The sequence below is a fragment of the Luteibacter anthropi genome (genome assembly GCF_023699965.1).
GTDB classification, from domain to species: domain Bacteria; phylum Pseudomonadota; class Gammaproteobacteria; order Xanthomonadales; family Rhodanobacteraceae; genus Luteibacter; species Luteibacter anthropi.
In genome coordinates, this window is sequence record NZ_CP077072.1 from 4,311,746 (window position 1) to 4,329,624 (window position 17,879).

Annotated in this window: 14 protein-coding genes; 3 read left to right on the forward strand and 11 right to left on the reverse strand. The window is 66.2% G+C overall.

Annotated elements, in window-relative coordinates:
- The first annotated feature begins 6 nt into the window (after positions 1-6).
- Positions 7-1,194 carry a cation:proton antiporter gene (locus KR767_RS18260; RefSeq protein ID WP_250877325.1) on the forward strand — a complete coding sequence of 396 codons (1,188 nt, stop codon included), beginning with the start codon at positions 7-9 and terminating at the stop codon, positions 1,192-1,194.
- On the opposite strand, the gene KR767_RS18265 is transcribed toward KR767_RS18260, so the two are convergent.
- The gene (locus tag KR767_RS18265; protein ID WP_250877326.1) at positions 1,160-2,572 is read right to left on the reverse strand and encodes a cryptochrome/photolyase family protein; all 1,413 of its coding nucleotides are present in this window, start codon (positions 2,570-2,572) and stop codon (positions 1,160-1,162) included. The genes KR767_RS18260 and KR767_RS18265 overlap by 35 nt on opposite strands.
- A gap of 125 nt (positions 2,573-2,697) precedes the next feature.
- Between KR767_RS18265 and KR767_RS21360 the strand changes: the two genes are divergently transcribed.
- A complete protein-coding gene (locus KR767_RS21360; protein ID WP_279588120.1) occupies positions 2,698-3,147 on the forward strand; it encodes a glycine zipper 2TM domain-containing protein in 450 nt (149 codons plus the stop codon).
- A 169-nt stretch (positions 3,148-3,316) separates the two neighbouring features.
- Here the strand turns inward: KR767_RS21360 and KR767_RS18275 are convergent, their stop codons facing one another.
- The gene (locus KR767_RS18275; protein ID WP_250877327.1) at positions 3,317-4,228 is read right to left on the reverse strand and encodes a LysR family transcriptional regulator; all 912 of its coding nucleotides are present in this window, start codon (positions 4,226-4,228) and stop codon (positions 3,317-3,319) included.
- Positions 4,229-4,382: 154 nt separating this feature from the next.
- Here KR767_RS18275 and KR767_RS18280 point away from each other — a divergent pair, with 154 nt between their 5' ends.
- Positions 4,383-5,588, forward strand: a complete 1,206-nt coding sequence (locus KR767_RS18280) for an MFS transporter (protein WP_250877328.1) — start codon at positions 4,383-4,385, stop codon at positions 5,586-5,588.
- A 2-nt stretch (positions 5,589-5,590) separates the two neighbouring features.
- On the opposite strand, the gene lpxK is transcribed toward KR767_RS18280, so the two are convergent.
- The 9 genes from lpxK to KR767_RS18325 all read right to left on the reverse strand — a co-directional run bounded on the left by lpxK (position 5,591) and on the right by KR767_RS18325 (position 17,772).
- The gene (gene lpxK, locus KR767_RS18285) at positions 5,591-6,580 is read right to left on the reverse strand and encodes a tetraacyldisaccharide 4'-kinase (protein ID WP_250877329.1); all 990 of its coding nucleotides are present in this window, start codon (positions 6,578-6,580) and stop codon (positions 5,591-5,593) included.
- A 4-nt stretch (positions 6,581-6,584) separates the two neighbouring features.
- Positions 6,585-8,363 (reverse strand): lipid A export permease/ATP-binding protein MsbA, encoded by a 1,779-nt coding sequence (gene msbA / locus KR767_RS18290; protein ID WP_250877330.1) that lies wholly within the window; start codon positions 8,361-8,363, stop codon positions 6,585-6,587.
- Complete coding sequence (locus tag KR767_RS18295) at positions 8,360-8,785, reverse strand: ExbD/TolR family protein (RefSeq protein ID WP_250877331.1); 426 nt, start codon at positions 8,783-8,785, stop codon at positions 8,360-8,362. Before KR767_RS18295 ends, msbA begins: the two co-directional genes overlap by 4 nt.
- A gap of 3 nt (positions 8,786-8,788) precedes the next feature.
- Positions 8,789-9,448 carry a MotA/TolQ/ExbB proton channel family protein gene (locus KR767_RS18300; protein WP_250877332.1) on the reverse strand — a complete coding sequence of 220 codons (660 nt, stop codon included), beginning with the start codon at positions 9,446-9,448 and terminating at the stop codon, positions 8,789-8,791.
- Between the two features lie 323 nt (positions 9,449-9,771).
- A complete protein-coding gene (locus tag KR767_RS18305) occupies positions 9,772-13,122 on the reverse strand; it encodes a GH92 family glycosyl hydrolase (RefSeq protein ID WP_250877333.1) in 3,351 nt (1,116 codons plus the stop codon).
- Positions 13,123-13,211: 89 nt separating this feature from the next.
- A complete protein-coding gene (locus KR767_RS18310) occupies positions 13,212-15,515 on the reverse strand; it encodes a DNA internalization-related competence protein ComEC/Rec2 (RefSeq protein ID WP_250877334.1) in 2,304 nt (767 codons plus the stop codon).
- A gap of 97 nt (positions 15,516-15,612) precedes the next feature.
- Complete coding sequence (locus tag KR767_RS18315; RefSeq protein WP_166946843.1) at positions 15,613-16,104, reverse strand: hypothetical protein; 492 nt, start codon at positions 16,102-16,104, stop codon at positions 15,613-15,615.
- A 116-nt stretch (positions 16,105-16,220) separates the two neighbouring features.
- Complete coding sequence (locus KR767_RS18320) at positions 16,221-17,000, reverse strand: histone H1-like repetitive region-containing protein (RefSeq protein WP_250877335.1); 780 nt, start codon at positions 16,998-17,000, stop codon at positions 16,221-16,223.
- A gap of 166 nt (positions 17,001-17,166) precedes the next feature.
- A complete protein-coding gene (locus tag KR767_RS18325) occupies positions 17,167-17,772 on the reverse strand; it encodes a rhomboid family intramembrane serine protease (protein WP_166946845.1) in 606 nt (201 codons plus the stop codon).
- Between the last annotated feature and the right edge of the window lie 107 nt (positions 17,773-17,879).

Consider the following 17,879-nt stretch of genomic DNA (forward strand, 5'->3'; position numbering starts at 1 on the left):
ACCTCCATGCACGACTCCGCGGGCATCCTGCTCACGCTTTTCATCATCTTCGTCGCCGCACAGATCGGCGGCGAAATCGCCCAGCGCCTGCGCCTGCCCTCGGTCGTGGGCGAAATCGCCGCCGGCTGCATCGTCGGTCCCTCGGCGCTGGGCTGGGTATCGCTACCCGATATCGCCACCGGCACGCCGCTCGACGTGCTGGCCGAAATCGGCGTGATCCTCCTACTTTTCTCAGTCGGCCTGGAAACACGGCTCGACGATCTCAAGCGCGTGGGCACCAGTGCCTTCCTCGTCGGCGTGCTCGGCGTGCTGCTGCCCTTCGGCCTCGGTGCCCTCTGGGCGCATGGCTCGGGTTTCGACTGGATCCGCTCGATGTTCGTGGCGGCTGCCTTCGTCGCCACCTCGGCAGGTATCACGGCGCGCGTGCTCCAGGAGCTGGGGGTGCTGCAACGCCAGGAAGCCCGCATCATCCTCGGCGCGGCCGTGATCGACGACATCCTCGCCATGCTGCTGCTGGGCGTGGTCTCGTCGCTCCAGGGCGGCGGTTCGGTCGACGTGGGCAGCCTCGCCGGCACCCTGCTTGGCGCCGTGGGTTTTGTCGCAGTGATCGGCTGGGGCGGCACGCGCGTGATGCGGCGCGGCTCGGGCTGGCTCGATAAACCCAGCAGCCCGATGTCGGCGCTGGGCATCGTGCTTGCGCTGTGCCTGGGCCTGGCCTACCTGTCCATGAAGTTCCACCTGGCCGCGATCATCGGCGCCTTCCTTGCAGGCATGATCGCCTCGGAAACCCGCCAGCGGCACCAGCTGGAAGAACAGACCGCGCCCTTGCTGGCCTTCCTCACGCCGTTCTTCTTCGTCGTCACCGGTGCCAAGGTCAATCTTGCCGAGCTGGCCAACGCCAGTGCGCTGGGCATGCTCGCGGTGGTCACGCTGATTGCCGTGGTGTCGAAGCTGGCCGGTGGCTTTCTCGGCGCCATGCGCCTCGGACGGCGCGGCGCCACCATCGTGGGCTTCGGCATGGTGCCGCGTGGCGAGGTAGGCGTGGTGATCGCCAGCCTCGGGCTGGCAGCCGGCGTGTTCGACGAGAAGATCTACGCCGTGATCGTGGCAATGTCGCTGCTCACCGCCATGATCACGCCGCCTGTGCTCGCCCTGTTGCTCAAGGAGCGGAACGCAGGCTCTGGTACGCCGTAAGCGCGGCCTCGCGCGTTTCCTTCAGGTCTACCAGCGGCGCCGGGTAGCCGGAGCGCTTCAGGAATGCCTCGTCTTCCCACGGTGCGTGGACGAGGCGGCCCGGCGCCTTCGCCAGTTCGGGCACCCAGCGGCGGATGTAGCTGCCGTCGGGGTCGAATTTCTCCGACTGGGTCACCGGGTTGAAGATGCGGAAATACGGCGCGGCATCCGCGCCACTGCCCGCCACCCACTGCCAGCCCATCGCGTTGTTCGCGAGGTTCGCATCCACCAGCGTGTCCCAGAACCACTTCTCGCCCAGCAGCCAGTGCTGGCGGAGGTTCTTGGTAAGCAGGCTCGCCACGAGCATGCGCACGCGGTTATGCATCCAGCCGGTCGCCCATAGCTCGCGCATGCCGGCATCCACGATAGGGATGCCGGTCAGGCCGCGTTTCCAGCGACGCAGCGCATGGGCGTCGCGCTTTGCCCAGCGGAAGCCGTTGAAGCGCGGGTTGAAGTTTTCGGTAGGCGTTTTCGGAAAGTGATAGAGCAGATGGTGGGCGAATTCACGCCAGCCCAGCTGGCGCAGATAGGGCTCGATGTCGGCACCGTTGCGACGTCGGGCCAGTCGCTCGCGCAGCCCTGAGGCGATCTGGCGCGGCGTGATCTCACCCCAGTGCAGGTGTGGCGACAGGCGCGAGGTGCCATGGCGTGCCGGCAGGTCGCGCCCTTCCGGGTAGTGGCCTACCGCGTCGTCGGCGAACAGGTCCAGCATGTCGGCGGCGCCCTGCTCGCCCGGAGTCCATTCGGCAAAGCCGCCGGCCCAATCCAGTTCGGGAAGCAGGCCGAAATCGTCCAGCGATGCCGAGCGAGGCAGGCTGGCGAGCCGCAGGGGCGAAGGCACCGGCATGGGGTCACTGCCGTCGATGCGCGGCCGCAGGTTGCGCCAGAACGGCGTAAACACCTTGTACGGTTCGTCCTGTTTTGTCGCCAGTTCCCAGGGTTCGCACCAGAGGGAGCCGTTGAGGACATGGACCTCGATGCCGTCGTCTTCGAGCGCCTTGATGACCGCCGCATCTCGACGCAGCGACAGGGGCTCGTAAAGACGATGGAAGTAGACCGCCGAGGCCCCGCTGGCTTCGATGGCGGCGCGCAGTGCTTCGAGGCTGGGGCCGTGCAGCAGCTGCAAGGCGCCATGATGGCGATGCAGGGAGGTATCCAGCGACGTCAGCGAGTGGTGCTGCCACCAGCGGCTGGCCGCCCCGGGTGCCCAGGCACCGTCCTCGTCGGGGGCGTGGATGTAAATCGGCAGGATGCGCTCGTGTGCCGCCATGGCGGCGGTGAGTGCGGGGTGGTCGGCAAGGCGGAGGTCGCGACGGAACCAGACGATGGCAGTGCTCATCGGCGTAGTATCCACGGTGTCCGTGCGGGAAGTGAGAATTTTGCTCGCTTTCGGTTCAGTCTCCATGGTTAGACTTGGGGGCGTACACGGCAGATCCCCAGACCGTGAGATAAGGAGACATCCCGATGAACCTCAAGACCGTCCTCGGCTTCCCCATGGCCGCCCTTCTCGCCACGGCCATCGCCGCTCCCGCGTCGGCTGCAACGCTCACGCGTCCCGATGGCATCTACGTGCGCTGTGACCAGTGCGGCGTCGTGCAGAGCATCGACCACAACATCACCCAGGGCCGTGACCACGGCACGGCCGGTGCCGTCATCGGCGCCATTGCCGGCGGCGTACTCGGCAACCAGGTCGGCAAGGGCAAGGGTCGTCTCCTGGCTACCGCCGGCGGCGCGGTGGGCGGCGGCTTCGCCGGCAATGCCATCGGCACCGGTGGTGGCAGCGAGAGCTACACCCTGCGCCTGAAGATGGGCACCGGTGGTTACACCAACGTGCAGGTCAAGGATGCCTCGGCGATTCGCAATGGCGACATCGTTGTCGTGGACGAACAGGGCAACGTCAGCCGCGTGCAGTAAGCCGCAGTTAATGGTGCTGAAAGAAAAACGCCCCCTCGGGGGCGTTTTTCGTTGGCCCCTTCCCCTGTAGGAGCGCGCCTTGCGCGCGACAGGTACGAAGCGGAAACGATTCGCCCTGGACCGGTCGCGCGCAAGGCGCGCTCCTACAGGGGCATTGTCGAGGCGCGCTTCACAGGTGGGCCAGGCTGATGACGAAGTCCAGGAGGGTGCGGGTCTTGGCCGGTACGTGGTGGCGGGAGGGGTAGTAGGCGTAGAGCGGGAAGCGATGGTCGGACCAGTCGGGAAACAGGTTGATCAGGCGTTTTGCCGCAAGATCGTCCCCGATGCCCAGTTCGAAGAGCTGGCCGATGCCCAGGCCGGCCAGGCAGGTGCTGTGCAGCGTGCCCGGATCGTTCAAGGTGAGCATGCCGTGCGGCCGGACTGTCATCTTCCGGCGCCCGTGCTGGAACTCCCACGGAAACGGACGACCGGTCACCGGCTCCCTGAACTGGATGCAGCGGTGGTGCTCCTGTTCGAGGTCATGCGGGTCTTTCGGGTGACCGAAACGCTTCAGGTAGGCAGGCGACGCCACCGCCAGCACATGCGTATCGAACAGCTTGCGTGCCACCAGTGACGAGGGCTGCGGATGGCCGAAGCGAATCGCCAGGTCGAAACCATCCGCGACCAGGTCGCCCAGTTCGTCCTTGCTGCGCAGTTCGATTTCCAGTTCGGGATGGGTGTCCATGAAGCTGCCGAGCTTCGGCCCCAGCACGAGCTGCGCGAACAAGGGATCGACATTGACCCGTAAGCGCCCGCGCACCTTGCGCGCGTCCCCCGCTGCATTGCCCGTGGCTTCCGCCAGCGCGGCAATCAGCGGCATCACCTGCTCGTAGAACCGCCGCCCCTCGTCCGTGAGACGGACCGAGCGCGTCGTACGCTCGAACACGCGGATGCCGATACGCGACTCCAGCCGCGCAATGGCCTTGCTGACGCCCGAAGGCGACATGTCCAGGACCTCCGAGGCGCCGCCGAAGCTGCCCGTGTCCACCACGGCAGACATGACGTCCACGCCCTCCAGCAACTGGGTGCTCAGCTCTCGCATTGGTGACTCACAGGCATCAATCAAGTTCCTTTCATGCTATCGCAAGTCGGTGCCCTGCGACGCACCATTCCCATGCACCGCGACACGCGAACCGCCCGGCGGGCGGCCGTAAACCTGCTCGCGATTTTCCTTGTCTACCGCTATGGACCTCCCCATGGATTTCACCGCCACCGCGCCGGATGCGTCGACATCCCGGCCCGATCTTTCCACGTTGCGCAGCGTTGCCGCGATCCTCGCCCTCACACTGGGCTGCTTCTGCTTCGTCAGCACCGAGCTCATGCCGGTCAGCGTCTTGCCTGCGATGGCCGAAGGCCTGCATGTATCACTGGGCGAAGCGGGTTACCTCGTGAGCTGCTTTTCCTTCGTGGTGGCACTGACCGCCACTCCCCTGACCGGCCTGCTCGGCAACATCCATCGCAAGGCCTTGATGACCAGCCTTCTGGCGATTTGCTGCCTCGGCAACCTCGTCACCTATCTTGCACCAGGTTACGGCGTCGTCTTGCTGGGGCGCGTGCTCGTGGCCGCTGCCATCGGCGTGTTCTGGTCCACGGCGGTGGTCACGGCCGTGCATCTGGTGGCGCCGAAACATGCGATACGTGCCACATCCACGGTCTTCGGTGGCGTGTCACTGGCAACGGTGCTGGGCATTCCTGCCGGCACGCTCATCGGCCAGCATGACGGATGGCGAGCCGTGTTCGCCGCGCTTTGCATGCTGAGCCTGGGTGTGTTCGTTGCACTGGCGTGGTCGGTGCCGGCCGTGCGCCTGCCGCAGGCGCCGATCCGCGGTGCGCTGCGCTCTATTTTCCGACACCGCCCGCTGCTGGCGATCTTCGCCACGACGGCGCTGATCGTTACCGGTAACTTCCTCGCCTATACGTACATCACGCCGTATCTGGAAGAAGTGGCGCACCTGTCGGCGACGCAGGTCAGCCTCATGCTGCTGGTCTACGGCGTGGCCGGCGTGATCCTCAACTTCGCCATCGGCCCGTTCGCCGCCAGATCGTTGCGCGCCTGCCTCGTGGTCGTCACGGTGATGATGGCGGTGAGCCTCGCATGGATGAACCTTGCCGCGACGAACCACGCCACGACGATGGCCGTGCTTGCACTGTGGGGAGCGTCGTATGGCGCACTTCCCGTGCTGTTGCAGACATCCGTGTTCAAGGAAGCCTCCACCATGGAAGGCACCGAAAACGCTGCCACCTCCATCAGCGTGGCGGTGTTCAACGCCGCCATCGGCCTGGGCGCGCTGTTGGGCGGCCTGCTCATCAATGCCGTGGGGCCTGCCGTGATTCCGGGACTGTCGGCCGTGTTCGTCGTGGCTGCGCTGGTCGTGATCCTCATCGGGCGCCGACACGCATGACGTCATCGGGTGCGGGAAAGATTCCGCACCCGCTCAGCGATGCCGTCGTAGAACGCTTCGGGCAACACGGCACGCACCGGCACCCGCCACCAGTTGGCGCGCGCGAAGGCCCGGCATTTCACGGCGTCCTTGTCTGTCATCAACACGGGGCAGCCATCGGCGAAGATGAAATCGTCGCGGGTAAAGGCGTGATGGTCGGCAAAGGGATGTCCATCTACTGCGATGCCTTGCGCGGCAAGGCTGGCGAAGAAACGCGCCGGGTTGCCGATGCCGGCGACGGCATGCGCGGGGCGCCCTGCGAAATCCGTGAGCGGCGCCGTCAAGGTCGGATCGTCCATGTTCACGGCGACGCCGCCTTCCAGGGTCATCGGCACTTCGCCCCCCGCAGGACTGCCGCTGTTGACCACGATGTAATCCACGTCGCGCAGGCGTTCCACAGGCTCGCGCAGCGGGCCGGCCGGCAACAGGTGCCCGTTGCCCAGGCGCCGCTCGCCGTCGATTACGCAGATTTCGAGATCGCGACCCAGGCGGTAATGCTGGAGGCCGTCGTCGGCCAGCACGAGATCGCAGCCCATCTCCACCAGCAGGCGAGCCGCCTCGGGACGCTCCCTGCCGATGGCGACGGGAATACCGTTCTGCCGGATGAGGCAGGGTTCGTCGCCGACCTTTGCGGGACTGTCGTCCTCGCTCAGCAGATAGGGGCCGCGTTCGCTGCCGCCATAGCCGCGGCTCACCACGCCCGGGACGAAGCCGCGGGCGCGCATGGCCTGCGCCAGGGCGACGATCAAGGGCGTCTTGCCCGTGCCACCCAGGGTGATGTTGCCGACGACCACGACGGGTACCGGCAAGTGAACGACGCGCGACGCATCGTCGCGAAAACCTTTTGCCCGGCGCTTTACGACGTGGCGATACAGGGCTTCGAGCGGACGCGTCCACAAGGGGGGCGCATCCCCCCGGTACCAGCGACGCGTCAGCGCATCCCCCAGGGCCACGGGGTCAGTTTCCCGTGGCCTGCTCGTGGAACTGCATGCGGTGCAGCGCGGCGTACTGGCCTCCGATATCCAGCAGCTGGCGATGCGTGCCCAGTTCGATGATGCGGCCCTGCTCCATCACGGCGATCTGGTCTGCATGTTCGATGGTGGAAAGACGGTGGGCGATCACCAGCGTGGTGCGGTCGCGCATGAGGCGGGTCAGCGCATCCTGGATCAGGCGCTCCGATTCCGTATCCAGCGCGCTGGTGGCTTCGTCGAGCACGAGGATCGGCGCGTTCTTCAGGATGGCACGCGCAATGGCGATGCGCTGGCGCTGGCCGCCGGAGAGCGAATTGCCTCCCTGGCCGATCTGCGTATGCAGGCCCTGCGGCAGGCGTTCGATGAATTCCATTGCGTTGGCGGCCTTCGCCGCCTCGATGATGTCCGCCTCCGAGGCGCCGGCCATTTCGCCATAGGCGATATTGGCGGCGACGGTATCGTCGAACAGCACCACGTGCTGGCCTACCCAGGCGATCTGCTTGCGCAACGAAGCCAGCGTGTACTGCGCGTAGTCGCGACCGTCGATGAGGATCTTTCCTCCCGAGGGCTCGTAGAAGCGCGGCAGCAGGCTGACGAGGCTGGACTTGCCGCTGCCCGAACGACCCACGAGGGCCGTGACCGTGCCCGGTGCGCAGACCAGATCGACGCCGCGCAGGGCCACGTGGTCGTTGCGCTCGTAGACCAGTTGCACGCCTTCGAAACGGATATCACCGCGCGTGCGTACGAGTTCCTCGGTGCCATGATCGACTTCCGGCGGCTCGTCCATGATGGCGAAGAGGTCTTCGGCCGCCGTCACGCCACGTTGCAGGCTCGACTGGATGCCGGCAAGACGCTTCAGCGATGGCAGCATGCCGCCCATGGCGGTGAGCACCGACGTGAATACGCCCGGGGTGATGCTGTTGAGCACGTCGGGCCGCGTGCCGAGGAACACCAGGGTCGCCAGCGCCACGGCACCCGTGGTCTGGATCGTGGCGCTCGACATCGCACTGGTCGAGTTCACCTTGAGGTTGAGGCGACGCTGGCGCTCGGCGACTTCACCGAAACGCTGGGTCTCGTGTTCCTGGCCGCCGTAGATACGCACTTCGCGATTGGCGGCGACAGCCTCTTCCACGGCACTGGTGACCGTGCCCATGTTGCCCTGGATGCGCTTGCTGATCTTGCGGTAGCGACGGCTGATGACCGTGACGATCGCCACGACGCAAGGCACCAGCACCAGCAGCGCCATCGCGAGATAGGCACTCTGGTAGAGCATGACGCACAGCATGCCGGCCACGGTGAGGCCTTCGGTGATCGCCACCTTCAGCGAATCGGCGGAGGCCGAGGCCACCTGTTCGCTGGTGTAGGTGATGCGCGAGATCTGCTGGCCCGAAGGCTCTTTCGCGAAGAACGCGGCGGGCAGGCGCAGGTAGGCGGCGAATACATCGACGCGAATGGCCTGCACCACGTTGCGGCCGACGTAGGCGATGCCGTAGTCGGTGGCGTAGGAGGCAAAGCCGCGCACGCTGAAGATCGCCACGATCCAGATCGGCATCCAGAAGATCGTGTAGGGATCCTTGTCGACGAACAGGTTGTCGATCAGCGGCTTCAGCATGCCGGTGAACAGCGACAGGCAGATCGGGTCGATGATCATGCCGACGATGGCGATGTAGCCTGCCGTGCGGAAACGGCGGGTGTAGGTCAGCAGGCGCTTGTACGTCTGCCAGGTCTGGCGATCCCAGACCGACACTTTCTTGGTGGCGCTCACTTGCCTTGTGCCTCGCTGGGCGTCGTCGCGATGGACAGGCGGGTAAAGCCCAGCTGTCCCAGCGCATCCATGGCGCGGACGACATTCTGGTGCGGCGTCATGGCATCGGCGCGGATCACCACCAGGCGGCTGCGATCACTGCCGGCCACGCGCTCGATGGCGGTCTTCAGGGATTCCACCCCTTCGCCCGGCACCTCGTCGCTGCCCACCGCGTAGTGGCCGTCACGGTCCACCACGAGATTGAGTGCGTTGTCGGTGGCTTCGCGGGCTTCGGCATCGGCCTTGGGCAGGTTCACCTTCAGGCGCGAATGCTCGATGAAGGTGGTGCTCAGCACGAAGAACATCAGCAGGGTCAGCAGGACGTCGATCAACGAAATGACGTTGATCTCGAAATCGTCTTCACGACGGGAACCGATGCGCATGGATCAATCGGCCTGCGCAGCCGCGGCTTCCGGCGTGGCGGTACGACGACGCGGCGCCGTGCGCGGGGCCGAGAGATCGTCGAGCAGGGCCGTGGCCTCTTTTTCCATCTGCACCACGTAGCCGCTCACCTTCGAGCGGAAGTAACGGTGCAGCACGTAGGCCGGGATGGATACGACCAGGCCGAAGGCGGTGCAGATCAGCGCTTCGCCGATGCCGCCGGCCATCTTCGTGGGGTCGCCGATACCGCCGGCCATCACGTTGAGGAACATCCGAATGAGGCCGATGACCGTGCCCAGCAGGCCGAGCAGCGGGCCGATGAGGGCGATGGTGCCCAGGGTGTTCAGGTAGCGCTCCATGCGGTGGACCACATGGCGGCCGGTGTCCTCGATGCGCTCCTTGATGATGTCGCGCGGGCGATCGCGCACGGCCAGCGCGCCGGCAAACAGCTCGCCCAGCGGCGAACCCTTCTCAAGCGCCGCCAGGTGGGCCGCATCGAGCTGCGCCGAGCGCGCCCACTGGCGCACTTCGGCGCCAAGGCCCGGAGGAAGCACGGCCGCACGACGCAGGGCCCAGAAACGTTCGAACACGATCGCCAGGGCGACCAGGGAGCAGACGAGGATGGGCAACAGCGCCCAGCCACCAGCCAGAAGGATCTCGAGCACGTGAACCCCGGAGGTACCAATTCAGGCGGGCATGATAGCAGGGCCCGCCCTCGGGACTGCGCCGCCCTTCACAACCCGGGCCGCAAGCCCCCGGGGCTGTTGTAGGAGCGCGCCTCGCGCGCGACCGGCGCGGAGCGAGTGATTCGCCGTGGGCCGGTCGCGCGCAGGCGCGCTCCTACAACGCGATGTGAGGCCCGGGCGGCTCTGCAACCGGGCACCCGACAGCCCTGTAGGAGCGCGCCTTGCGCGCGACCGGGTATCGCGGTGATGCAGATTTTCGCGATAACCGGTCGCGCGCAAGGCGCGCTCCTACAGGGGGGGTGTTAGCGGCTGAGCAGTTCCAGTTCTGCCACGGCTGTCGGGGTCGTGCCTTCGAAGCTCAGGCGGTAATGGGCGAAGGTGGAGGGCTTGGCCACCGTGAAGGCCCGGGTCTGGCGATGCCACGGGAAGACCTCGCCCTTGCGCTGGTCGAGTAGCGTCCAGCGCTTGCCGTCGGTGGAACCTTCAAGCTTCCATGCCGACGGCGCGGTGGCGGTGGCTGGCGAGGTGATGGTGTACATCGCCACCGTGGCCGGAGCGGCAAGGCGATCGACGATCACTGCCTTGCCGGTGGGCAGCGCCAGCTCGGTCGACGAATCGTTGTCGACCGCGGCAGCGACGTCAGCAGAAGCCTTGCCGTCCAGCGTCACGTCCTCCTTGCGCAGGACATCGTGGAACGGTGCCGGCATGGCGCCATCGGCCGTGATCGACGGCGGCAGCGCATCGGCGCCGGTACCCCACGTGGACGGCTTCGGACCCATCACGAAATCCAGCGTCGCTCCCCTGGCCAGCAACTCGTGCGGCAGTACCAGGCGGTTCCAGGGCTTTCCGTTCACCGTCAGCGACTGCACGTAGCGATTCGTATCGCTTACACCCGGGGCACGAATGTCGATCACCGCGCCCGTTTCCGTGCGGATGCTCATATGCGGGAAGTGTGGCGCGCCGATCACGTATTCCGGCGTACCCATGCGCAGCGGATAGAAACCCGCGGCACCGAACAGCCACCACGCCGACATCTCGCCGTTGTCCTCGTCGCCCGGATAACCCTGGCCGATCTCGCTGCCGACATAGAGGCGCGATACGGCGTCGCGCAGCTTGTCCTGCGTCTTCCACGGCTGGCCGGCCTCGTCGTACATCCAGATGATGTGATGCGAGGGCTGGTTGGAATGACCGTACTGCCCCATGCGCACGTCGCGCGCTTCGAGCATCTCGTGGATCACGTCGCCGTAGTCGCCCACGTCGAACTTGCCCGGCGTGGAGAAGAACGTGTCGAGCTTGGCGCCCAGCCCTTCACGGCCACCGTAGAGTGCCGCCAGGCCTGCGCCATCCTGCGGTGCATGGAAGGCCATGTTCCAGGCGTTGGTCTCGGTGTAGTCACCGCCCCAGCGCAGCGGATTGAAATCCTTCGCACCCCAGCGCCACTTGCCGGCCGGGTCGCGCGCCACGAAGAAGCCGACGTCGCGGTCGAACAGGTTCACGTAGCCCAGCGCGCGGGCGCCATACCAGCGGGCGTCGTCGGCGTACGCGGCATAGTTGTCGCCGGTGGGCTTGTCCTTCGCCAGGGCTGCCGCAAGATTGCCGATGGCAAAATCGTTGATGTAGCCGTCCATCGACCACGAGAGGCCTTCGGCCACGTGATCGTCGGTGTAGCCGTTGAACAGCGAGCGCTCGATGCCCTTGCGGCCGGTGCCCTTGATATCGCTCACGGTGGACGCGTTGCGGATCGCCGACTGGTAGAACGACGACACGTCGAAGTTGCGTACGCCCTTCAGCCATGCATCGGCAAAGGCCACGTCGGAGCTGGTGCCCACCATGAGATCGGCATAACCCGGTGACGACCAGCGCGCGATCCAGCCACCGTCGCGGTACTGCTGCACGAAGCCGTCGATCATCTTGCCCGCTTCGACCGGAGTGAGCAGCACGTAGGCCGGCCACGCCGTGCGATAGGTATCCCAGAAGCCGTTGTTGACGAAGGGCTTGCCGTCCAGCACGCGGGCGCCGGTCTGCGTGGGCGTGTTTTCGCCCACGGCCGCCGAGAACGGGCTGGCGTAACGCCAGACCGGGGCGTCCTTCGTGCCGGTGTTTTCGTAGGCGTGGTTCGGGTACAGGAACACGCGGTACAGGTTGGAATACAGCGTGGTGAGTTCGTCCGGCGAGGCGCCTTCGAACTTGATGATGCCGAGCTGGTCGTCCCACGCCTTGCGGGCGCGCTCGCGCACGGTGTCGAAGCTGTCGTTTGCAGCGATTTCCTGCGCGAGGTTGGCCTTGGCCTGATCCACGCTGATGAGCGAGGTGGCGATGCGCATCGTCACGGTGCGGCTGTCGTGGCCTGACGTGTCGAAGCCGAACCAGGCAGACGCGGCGTCACGCTTTTCACCGGTCAGACGGCCGCTTTCCTTCACCGGGCGATCGAAGCTGGCGTAGAAGAACAGGCGCGTGGCCCCTGTGGAGAGGTGACTCTTAACGTCCGACCAGCCTTGCAGCGCACGGCCCTCGGGGTCGAGCGTCACGGCCGCCTGGTCGTTGAGGTTGTCGAACACCAGCTGCGCGCGCTTGCCGGTAAAGGTAAAGCGGAACATCGCCGCGTGGTCGGTCGGCGTCATCTCGGTGACGATGCCGTTGTCGAAGCGCACGCGGTAGTAATCCGGATGCGCCAGCTCGGCGTCGTGACCGAACGACAGGGCGCGCGTTTCGCGCTTCAGCGCCGGTGCGCCAGCAGCAACCTGGGCCGGCATGACCTGGAAGGTCTGGCGCTCGCCCATCCACGGGCTGGGTTCGTGCGAAAGCTGGAAAGCCTCGATGCGCGGACGGTTATCCGGGCCGTTGCGATCCTGGTACTGGTAAAGCCAGTTGGAACCGGCGTTGGTCACCGGCGTCCAGAAATTGAAGCCGTGCGGCACGGCCACGGCAGGGAAGTTGTTGCCCCGCGAGAAATTGGCGTTCGCGTTGGAGCCGCGACGGGTGTCCACGTGATCCGTCGGCCGGTCGCTGGCCACCGTCGTGGCGGCACCGAGGCGCACGTCGTCGATCCAGCCCTCGAAGGCCTTGCCCGCAGGGGCATCGGTCACGACCTCGATAGCCTTTACATGACGGCCCTTCGCTGCGGAAAGATCCACGCTCACGTAGTTCCACTGGTCCGGATACAGCACCCGGCCGGCGCCCTGCCCTGCGGCGGTCGCAGGTACGCGATGCTGGTCGGCCAAATTCAGCGCGGAGAGCCGCGAGCCGTCGTCGAACACGAGATCGATGGAGACGTAATTGGCCGGATTGGACAGGTCGTCCTTCACCGAGCGCGGGAAGACAAGCCAGGAGAGCTGGGTGCCGGCCTCGATGGCCTGATTCACGCTGAACAGCTTCGCCGAGAGAGGGGCCCCGGTCGATGTGGCGGCGTAGCGCAGCGAATGCATGCCGGTGAAGCCGACATCTGCCTTGGCCGTGAGCACGACGTCCTGCGGCGGTCCACCGACCACGCTCAGGGACAGGCCACCCGAAGCGGCCTTCACGGGCGTCGGATCGCTCTTCTCGAAGGAAGAGGAGAAGCCACGATCTGCTGCCCATGCGCCCGCGGGCAGCAAGGCGACAGCCACTGCCAGGGCCAGCGCAGCCCGGCCCCATACCTGTTTCGATGCCTTCACCCCTGAACCCCTTCTCTCTTGGTCGATCCGTTCATTTAAATCGTTCTAAATTTGATATGTCAAACTGCGCCGCAACACGAAGCGCCGATTCACTCACGCCAGTAGCGATCCTTCGGCCTGCGCCATTCGCGATGCACCCGCGGCGGCGCGTCGGCGGGAAAATCGATGGCGACGGCACCGCTCTCGGCGGTAAGCAGCATCCGGGTGCCCGCCGCTTCGTGGCGCGCCCGCACATCGGGATGCGGATGACCGAAGCGATTGCGCCATCCCGCCGAGGCCACGGCGATAGCGGGCTTCACCGTTGCCAGCCAGCCGGCGTCCGAGGAATGCCGGCTGCCGTGATGGGCCACGGTGGTCACCGTCGGGAGCGCCGAGGTCAGGGCACCCGGGTCCATCCGCCGCTCCGAACGGACACCGATATCGCCGGTGAGCAACAACCTGCCCCCCGCACCCTCGACGAGCAGTACGCACGAGCGTTCGTTGCCTTTGTCGGTAGAACCCGCGCCGGTGTCGACGTAGCGAAAATCCACGTCATCCCAGCGCCAGTGCACCCCAGGCACGCAAGGCTCCGATGCGAACGGCAGGCGCTCCGGCTCGCCGGACCATCGTCGTGCCGTGGGATACGCCGCGACGATGGCCGCTGCACCGCCTGCATGATCGTTATCGCCGTGACTCACCACCAGCGCATCGAGGGTGCCCAGGCCCAGCGCGGATATCGAAGGGAGCACGACGCCCTGCCCCGCGTCCCCGCCGGGCCACGATGGCCCGGCGTCGTAAACCAGCGTATGTGCCTGCGTCTGCACCAGCACAGCCAGCCCCTGGCCGACGTCGAGCACCCAGATGCGGAACGCGCCCTGCGCGGGCGCCTCGTGACGTGGCATCGCGAGCGGCAGAAACAACGCCACGCCATACATGCGCAACGGTACGCCCCGGGGCACGAACAACCACGCCGCGCCCAGCGTCGCCAGCAACACCGGAAGCACACCGCTGTCGGCCACGGCAACGTGTGCGCCCGGCCACCGGGCCATGGCATCGAGCCATCCACCGACAAGGCCCATCGCCAGTGCGGCAAACTTCCAGGGCACCATTGCCAGCCAGGGCCACGGTGCGAGCAGGCAACCCAGCAGCGCCAGTGGCACGACGACGAAGCTGACCACGGGAGCTGCCACGAGATTTGCCGGAAACCCCAGCAACGAAGCCGTACCAAACAGCCATAACGACAAAGGCAACAAGGCGATGCTCATGGCCGCCTGCGCCTTGAGCATGGCTGCCACGCGGGAACGCCAGCCGCCGATGCTCCCGGACACGCAGAGCATCAGAAAGGCGACACCGGCAAAGGACAGCCAGAACCCCGCCGAAAGCACCGATAGCGGATCGACCACGAGCATCGCCAGGGCAGCCAATGCAAGCAGATGGAATCCACGCCCGCGGCGGCGCGCGACACCGGCAAGGACGATGGCAAAGGCCATGAGCAGGCTGCGCACCGTGGGCAGGCCCAGCCCTGCAAACACACCATAGGTGCCGGCAACGACAAGACCTGCGAGCGCCTGCCCGACAGGCCTGGGAAGCAGGCCGGCCAGAACGGGAAGCAGCAGGTAGATCCAGCGCATCGCGGCGATGCCCCCCGCTGCCGCCACTCCCACATGAAAGCCGGAGATGGCGATGAGGTGCGAGGTACCCGTCGCCCGCGCCGTGTTCCAGTCGGCCGCGTCCAGCCCACGGGTGTCGCCCAGGGCAAGTGCCTTGAGCATGCGCGCCTCGTGGGCGCCGACGGCGCGATCCAGCGCGCGTGACATGGTGTCCCGCCAGCCATCCACGCAGGTCGATACGGCTAGCCTGTGGTTCTCGCCCGACTCACGCACGTAGCCCGTGGCAATGATGTTTCGTTGAAGCGCCGTACGTTCCATGTCGGCACCGCCAGGATTCACGCCGCCACGCGGGCGGCGCAGCCTCAGCAGCAGCCGCCAGCGTTCGCAGGGGGCCGGCGTATTGCCTCGTGGGCGATACCAGGTGACGCGGATGTTTCCTCGCAGGCGGGCTCCGGAGGCCTGGCGTGTGTCCACGCGAAACACGAACGTCCGATCCACGCCACGCTGTCGGGGCAGTTCTGCGAGATGGCCTTCCACCGGTACATCAAGCCCCTCGGCCCCTGCCGCAAGGCGGGCATCCATGGCGCGCTGGCCATGAAAGGCGGCCCATGCCGCAAAGGCCAGCAGCAGCGTGACGTGACACGCCGGCGAATGACGCAGCCAGATGCACGCGGCAACGAAGAGGGCACACGCCACGAGCGCCACGGAGGGCCGGGGTAGCTGCGACAGCGACTGCACGGCCGTGCAACCGAGCAGTGCCACGATGGCAACGGATGGCAGGGAAAATGGCGGGCGTCGGATCACGCAGCCTGCAGCCAGAAGACGGGCTGGTCAGGCTAGTGTTTTCACGCCTCGCATTTGCCCGGACATCGATGCGGGCCATGCCCACCATGGGTCGTCATCAGTGCCCGTCGTGGTGCCAGTTGCCTCCGTTGCCTCCATGCCAGCCGCCGGACGGACGCCCGCCGCCCCCATGCCAGCCTCCTGGCGGAGGACCATGCCCACCGCCACCGTGCCATCCGCCCGGCGGAGGGCCATGACCGCCGCCTCGCCAGCCACCCGGCGGAGGACCGCGCCAGCCACCGCCATGCCAGCCTCCCGGCGGCGGCCGGCCATGCCAGTCACGGCCGTAATAGCCCGGATAGCGGTCGTGGTACCAGACGGTGCCGACACCGATCGTGGAATAGCAGCAGCCCGGCCCATAGCCGTAACCGTCGTAGTAGCCAAACCCCGGATCGACATAACCGGGAGAGACCACTGTCGTGGTTTCGGTGCCGTAGTAGGCATCCCCGCCCGTGCCGTTGCGTACGTATCCGTAATCCGGATCGTAGTAACAACCCGCAAGCGGCAAGGTGGCCGCCAGAGCGATCAAGCACAGGGTGAGCCGGCGCATGGGACGATAACCAGGATGTGAGAGGTTATGTCCTACGCTGCGCTTTGTCGGTTGAACACACGCTAAAAGGAAAGGGGCGCCCGTGCGCCCCTTTCCTTGCATTCAGGCTGAGCGTGTCAGCCCTTGTTCTTCTGCTGGTCGCCGCGCTCGTGCGCGCTGTTGGCGTAGCTGGCTTCGGGCGATGGCGTCTTCGGCGCCGGATTGGGCTCGTTGCCCGGCTCGCTGCCCGGATTGCCGTGGGCGTCCGCGCCGGGCCATGCCGGTGGTTGCCTGTCACGTTCGCGCTTGGCGTCGAGCAAGGCCTGGATGTGGGCCACGGCCTCTTCCTGGGTGATATGCGCCACAGGCGCTTCGGCCGGCTTGGCGCGTGGCTTCGTGCGCGGTGCCGCTGGACGGGTAACGGGCCCGGGAGCCGCACTGCGCTTCGTCACAGCCTTTGTAGGGGCCGTCTTTTTGGGCACGGCCTTCTTCGGGGCGGCCTTGGTCGGAGCAGTCTTTACCGCAGGCGTCTTCCTTGCCACGGCTTTTTTCGCCGCCACCTTGCGGGCTGGAGCCTTCTTCACCGCCGCCTTGCGAGTGGCGACCTTCTTCGCCGCGACCTTGCGTGCCGGCGATTTCTTCGCCACGGCCTTGCGTGCGGTGGTCTTCTTCGCCACCGCCTTCTTCGCCGCTGCCTTGCGCGGAGCAGCCTTGCGGGTGGCGGTCTTGCGAACGGCCGCCTTTTTCACGGCCTTGCGGGCGGCTGCCTTGCGGGCGGTTTTCTTCGTGGCCACCTTGCGGCTGGCAGCGACTTTCTTTGCCGGGGCCTTTTTGGCGGCCGCCTTGCGTGCGGTCTTCTTGGTTGCTGTCTTGCGTGCCGCGGATGTTTTCGCGGCGGACTTTCGGGTCGTTGCCATGCGCTCATTCCTCCTGCGGTAATTGCGGACGCGAAGGCCCCCTCCGGGGAAAGTCGCGTGCATGCCGGACGAATGCGGCGAACCGCATTGCGCGCCGGGCAGTTGAATGATGTAACAGCTGTGGCCCGAAGTCACATAAAAGTGTCGGAAAAGTTCAGCTTCAGGCTCAGAAGAGTTGCGGTTGGGAGATGAGCGACAGGAAGCGGGGGAGCACGGCCGGGTTCATCGCCACGGTGAAAAGCACGCCATAGAGCGCGCCCCAAAGGTGTGCGCTGTGGTTCACGTTGTCGCCGCCGCGCTTGTCCATGTACACCGAATACACCACGAACAGGATCGCGTAGAGGATCGCCGGCATCGGGATCACGATGAGGTAGATCTTCGACCAGGGGCTCAGCATGATGAAGGCGAACAGGATCGCCGACACGGCGCCGGAAGCGCCCAGGCTGCGATATCCCGCATTGCGGCGGTTGGCGAGATAGGACGGCAGGATCGAGAACACCAGCGCGCCGATGTAGAAGGTGAGAAAGCCCAGGGGGCCCATGGCCGCAGTGAAGAAGCCTTCCATGATCCGGCCGGCGAAATACAGCGAGAACATGTTGAAGAACAGGTGACCGCCGTCCGCGTGCACGAGGCCGTAGCTCACCAGCCGGTAGTACTCGCGGCTGCGGCTCAGGGCCGGCGGCCACAGGATGAGGTCATCCATGAGGCGCTGGTTACGGAAAGCGATAATCGAGACCACACAGGTCACGAGGATGATGAGCAGCGTGATCATGCGTGAAACTGCGTCCTTACGCGTCTAGCCAGCGCGCATCTTGGCGGCTGCGCGGGCGGATGTCGATTCCCCGTGCCGGTGCCCCCGGGCATCCGGACGGCTATCAT